This window comes from Palleronia sp., from assembly GCF_042089775.1.
Taxonomy (GTDB): Bacteria; Pseudomonadota; Alphaproteobacteria; order Rhodobacterales; family Rhodobacteraceae; genus Palleronia.
The window spans coordinates 1-4,776 of the sequence record NZ_JBELKF010000158.1 but is presented as its reverse complement, the minus strand read 5'-3'; the positions used below and the strand labels follow the sequence as shown (position 1 = coordinate 4,776).

Annotated in this window: 7 protein-coding genes; all 7 read right to left on the bottom strand. The window is 63.9% G+C overall.

Features of this window, described 5'->3' with window-relative positions; genetic code table 11:
• A partial coding sequence (locus ACFDS3_RS19070) for a hypothetical protein (protein WP_375263926.1) occupies positions 1–576 on the bottom strand: 576 nt, incomplete at its 3' end.
• The gene (locus ACFDS3_RS19065) at positions 576–1,148 is read right to left on the bottom strand and encodes a hypothetical protein (protein ID WP_375263925.1); all 573 of its coding nucleotides are present in this window, start codon (positions 1,146–1,148) and stop codon (positions 576–578) included. The genes ACFDS3_RS19070 and ACFDS3_RS19065, both read right to left, overlap by 1 nt.
• Positions 1,141–1,458 carry a hypothetical protein gene (locus tag ACFDS3_RS19060; RefSeq protein WP_375263924.1) on the bottom strand — a complete coding sequence of 106 codons (318 nt, stop codon included), beginning with the start codon at positions 1,456–1,458 and terminating at the stop codon, positions 1,141–1,143. The genes ACFDS3_RS19065 and ACFDS3_RS19060 overlap by 8 nt, the downstream gene beginning before the upstream one ends.
• Entirely contained in the window at positions 1,436–1,918 is a 483-nt protein-coding gene (locus ACFDS3_RS19055) for an NlpC/P60 family protein (protein ID WP_375263923.1), read from the bottom strand. The genes ACFDS3_RS19060 and ACFDS3_RS19055 overlap by 23 nt, the downstream gene beginning before the upstream one ends.
• Positions 1,915–2,400 carry a hypothetical protein gene (locus ACFDS3_RS19050; RefSeq protein ID WP_375263922.1) on the bottom strand — a complete coding sequence of 162 codons (486 nt, stop codon included), beginning with the start codon at positions 2,398–2,400 and terminating at the stop codon, positions 1,915–1,917. Before ACFDS3_RS19050 ends, ACFDS3_RS19055 begins: the two co-directional genes overlap by 4 nt.
• On the bottom strand, positions 2,397–2,783 hold the full coding sequence (locus ACFDS3_RS19045) for a hypothetical protein (protein WP_375263921.1): 387 nt from the start codon (positions 2,781–2,783) through the stop codon (positions 2,397–2,399). Before ACFDS3_RS19045 ends, ACFDS3_RS19050 begins: the two co-directional genes overlap by 4 nt.
• On the bottom strand, positions 2,783–4,776 hold a 1,994-nt coding region (locus tag ACFDS3_RS19040), incomplete at its 5' end, for a phage tail tip lysozyme (protein WP_375263920.1). The genes ACFDS3_RS19040 and ACFDS3_RS19045, both read right to left, overlap by 1 nt.

The window sequence follows — 4,776 nt, the reverse complement described above, 5'->3', positions numbered from 1 at the left end:
GCCCTGCCAGCAGTCATGATTGCCCGCAATGAAGAAGAGCCAGTTGACCATCTGCAGGTACTCGGTCGCGAGCGCCCGGGCCTCGGCCGCACTGGTGCTCTGATCAGCCCAGAGCCGGGCCAGCCGGCCAGCCCAGTTGTTCGTGATGTCGCCGATGTTGCCCGCGAAGAGGCCGGGGTTGCGACCATCGAACAGCCGGGCGTGTTCGAAAACCTGGGCGATGTCCGTGCCGTCATCGTCGACATGCGGGTCGCCGATGAAGCCGATGCCGATTGGGCCGTCGATGTTCACGCGGATCGGGACGATCTTCTCGCGCTCATAGACCTCGAGCTTGCGGGCGTACTGTTCCTTGCGGCGCTCGATCAGCTCCTCGATGTCGATGCTCGAGGCCATCTCCCCGCCGGGCAGCTCGACGGTGAAGGGCTGCGGCTCGTCGCCCTGCATCCGCCCGAACATCCGGCGGATCGAGGTCTCGGAAATGTCCCAGCCCTGTTCCTGAAGGAGCCGGGCGGCGGGCCGGTTGCCGCCCACGAGGCGGACGGTGTCGATGACGAGCTGGTCAGAGGGACGGGGCATCACTTGCCTCCAGAAGTGCCGTTCGCACCGGAACCCCGGAACTCGATGGCGTTGATGTCGAAGGACAGGTAATGCCCGCCCCAACGGTACTTGCCGTAGAGGATGGGGATGCGCGTCCCGATTCTCGTCGTGTTGCGGGGTGCCCCGAGGTACTGGGACTTGATCTGTCGATCGTCATCGGGCGTGGGGGCCAGCATGCCTGCCACGCCACCGAGGATCATCAGCGTACCAGTCCTGATCAGCCACGGGGCGGCAGCCTGCATGCCCGGGATGAAGGCAATGCCGATCAGCACGGCACCGATCAGGATTTGGGTGACGTTCTGGTTCTTGCCGCCCATCATCTGCGGGCAGACGTGCAGCTCCACGACGTCGCCCAACGGGCGGTGCAGATCCTCAAGCGTCCTGCAACACACCACCTGAAGCCGGTGGCGGCCAGTGGTAGGGTTCGGGGCGAAGGCCGGCAGTTGTCGGGTGATGCTCTCGATCACCTCGGCGACGGTCTCTCCTGCTACCTCGATCGGGCCTTCCAACTGCGCCCTGAGCGGGCCATGGAAGTGAACCCTCCTAAGCAATCAGGACATCTCCATCAGCGATGATGTATTCCTGCACCCCGTTCTCGCCCACGATGAAGTGGGAGAAGCCCGGCCATGCGAGGAACATCTCGTAGTCGTTGGCGCTGAGGTTGTTGTCGCCGCCCGGGTGAGTGTGCCAGGTGGCCACTGCGTCGTCGGCGTAACGGATGGTCTCCTCAGGCGCGACCTCGAAGGCGTTCTCAGGGTCGGGGGAGATGTTCTTGCACTCGACGATCTCGCCGCTCTCGAGGATGAAGCCAACCCGCTCATGCAGGCCGGTGTAGCGGTCAAGAAGTCTCTGGGAGTCCACCGAGTTTCTGCTTTAATCTCGTACTGAGGTATTCACGAATATCGGTTTGGCTCTCGCTCTTTTCAACCACCACGTCCCTGTGTCGAAGCACTGCCACGGTGGTGTTCCGGTAGAGGTCACGGTAGGGCTCGACCGCGGAGAGACGGCCCCACATGTGGTGCAGAACCTTGCCCCCTTCGACCAGCACAGCCGCATGGTTGGCAACCTGAGAGGTGATCGCCATGAGGAAGACGTCGCCCTCCTGATACTCGGAAGGGTGGCAGTGCAGCACCTCAAAGCCGTTCTTGACGTACCGGTCCCGGTACATGTCCATGCCGTGCTTCCAGAACTCATTGGGTCGGGCGTAGTTGGGCAGGACCAGATTGTGGTTGTCTGCGAAGAAGTCGCGGACGATGCTGTAGCAGTCCTGCCGTCCGTAGATGAACGGGCGACCCAGCAGGTGTTCGTAGCGGGCGGTCACAGGGACACCGTGGGGAACTCGGGTGGCATGAAGATGCGGACGGGGATCTGGAAGCCCGGTAGGTCTGTCATCGAACGCAGCTCAAGGCCGAGCATCTGTCCTGAAACCAACTCTTTCACGCGCTCAACGTACCACATACGCTGCCGGAAGACGTTGGTGTTGCTCTCGATGTGCTGGAACAGCACGGTCTTGCGGGTGACGATGGCTCGGTCGAGCATGCCGTCGATGGCCGGCTTGTTGAAGATGCCCTCCGGGTTGACCACACGGAGCGAAGGACGACCCTCCTCCTCACTGGCCGAGCGCATGTCACCCGACATCGAACAAGGCAGCCCTTCATAGACGGTTCCCTGCCACGTCACCGTGTTGTTGTTCTTGAAGTGGAAGATCACCGGGGAGCTGACCAGCTTGATGGTAAACAGCTCCACCTCCGCATCGGCGGTGAGCTTCAGGCCCTCGTCCAGGTGTTGTTCAGGAATGCTCATGGCTGCGTAATCAGAGTGACGGTAAAGGGTTCGATGACGCCCAAGCCACCCGGCACCTGCCTGAACTTCAGCGGCGTCTTGAAGCGGACGATCAGGTCACCTTCGACCGGGTGGGGGTAGATGAACTTCTCGTAGAGCCGGTGGCGTTGGTAGAACAGCTCCAGCACGCGGATGTTGTACTGGAGGTTCTTCTGCGTGGACGCATTCCCTTGTGTCCCGATATGGTAGGACATGCCCACGAAGTGCAGGTGATGGGTCACCTGATCGGGGGCCTTGGGCCTGCTGACGAACTCATAACCACCCCCGAAGGTGATCTTGGGTGAGCTTTCCGGGTACTCGACTTCGAAGCTGTGGTAGGGAAAGTCGAACCGCTCCATGGGCATCAGGCAGCTCCCATCTGCACGGATTTGATGAGCTGCCGGATGGTTCCCTTCCGGCTGATGTTGTCGCTGATCACGGCCACCACGTCGTTCGGCCCCATCGTGGGCACGTTGTCGGGAGAGACGACGTAGACGTTGACCATCCCGCCCCCACCCGCTTGCTGCTGGGACGTCATCATCCCCTCAGACTGGGAGATGGTGCGGTTGCCGAGATTGTTCAACGCCCGCAGCTTGTTGACGCCGATCGCCTGCACCGCCGACTGACGAAGGATCACCTCGCCCGGCATCACCTTGCGAAGCACGCTGTCCCGGCCCGGGATGCCCCCGCCCACGATCTCGCCGTTGGCCGCTTTCGGTACGGAGAACAGAGTGGTCGCGATCTGCTTCAGGATGCCCGCGCCCGCGGAGCCTTCGGCATCGCCCGGGGCGCCGATCATCGCCTGCACGGCTTGGAAGGCCAGCGCCTTGATGATCATCTGCTGGAACTGCTCGACGACGGCGAGGCCGAGGCCCTTGAAGCTGTCGATGATCGAGACGTTGCCCGAGGAGATGTCCGCGTAGAAACTGGAGAAGCCAGCGTTCAGCGCGTCGAAGACCCCGCCCCACGTCTCTTCCATCTGCTCGGCCTGAGACTTCATCTCAGGCATGCCGTTCTCGCCGACCTTGTAGAAGCCTGAGTTCAGCATCCAGTCGTCACGCGCGCTGGAGTAAGCCTCCTGTCGGCCCATCTGCGGGGCCGCGCTGGCGTTTTCGGCGATGGTGCGCGCTTTGATCGCGTCTTCCAGCTCCTTGTTGGCTTCAGCTTCGAGCTTCAACCACGCAAGGGCTTCCTCGGAGTTCTCGCCAGATCGGGCGGTAGCGTCGGCCAGCTGGTTGCGGATGAGGGTCAGACGCTGTTCGGCGGACGCGACCTCGGCCGCGAGCAGCGCCTGCTCCTCGCGAGCGACGACCGCCTCCATGCCCCGGATGTCCTGCGCCGAGAACTTGCCGGCGTTGGCCGGCTTCTGGGCTTCGGACAGGCGGGCGCGGGCATCGGCGAGCGCGCTGCGGCTCTCCTCCTCGACGGCGGCATCCCACTGGCGCATCAGCTCGGACATCGCCTCGACACGGCTCTGGCCGATCTTCTCCTTCAGGTCTTCGATACCCTGCAGCGCGCCACGATCTCCCTTGGCGATCAGGTCTTCGTTCGCCTTGGTGTAGGCAGCCACTTCGGCGTCCATCAGGGCGGCGAAGCTGTCGCTGATCCGGCTGGCGGCTTCTACGATCTCGGTCGACTTGGTCAGCGTCCGCGCGCGGATCAGCTGGGCCTGAATGTCGCGATCCTGCGCCTCGAGGGCGTCCGCGATGCTGTCGTCGGCCTCGGCCCGGGCCTGCCCTCGCTGGGCTTCGACAAGGGCCTCGTCGTTCTGCCGGGTGGTCTCGATGCCGAGGTTGATCGTGGCGAGCCGCGTGGTGTGACCCAACCGGGTGCTGTAGGAGGGCACCGCCTGCGGGCTCTTCTCGTAGCCGGAGGGGCGCTCGAAGGCGAGGCCTGCGAGGTTGGCCTGCTCGGGCGTGGTGGCCGCACGAAGCATGTTCCCTGCCCGCCGCTCACTGCCGTTCAGCTCGGCCATGTAGAAGGCGTACTGGGTGGTCCGCTGCCACGGGTCGAGCCCCTTGGACGCGGCCCAGTTGACCAGTGCCTGCCAGCGCTCGTTGTGCCATTGGGCCACCCCGAAGGAGGTGGGCGAGCCGTTCTGCATGTCTCCCGCGGCGCGCGGGTCGAGATTGGCTCCGCTCTCCACGACGAGGTTGCCCACGACGCCCGCAGCCTGCACCTGGCTCAGGCCTTGGCTCATGAACCACCGCAGGGCGTCGACCTGTTCGTCGCCCGTGGGCGGGAGGCCGGCGGCGAGGGCTTCGGAGTTGAAGGTGTTGATCGCCGCCTGCTGGTTCAGCGTGGCGATGCCAGTGCGCAACTGCTCGAACTTCTCGACCAGAGCGGCCATGCCCTCGG

Excerpts from the sequence above, each read along its gene's own strand:
- ACFDS3_RS19050 (WP_375263922.1), bottom strand. The coding sequence starts at position 2,400 with ATGAGCATTCCTGAACAACACCTGGACGAGGGCCTGAAGCTCACCGCC.
- ACFDS3_RS19045 (WP_375263921.1), bottom strand. The coding sequence starts at position 2,783 with ATGCCCATGGAGCGGTTCGACTTTCCCTACCACAGCTTCGAAGTCGAG.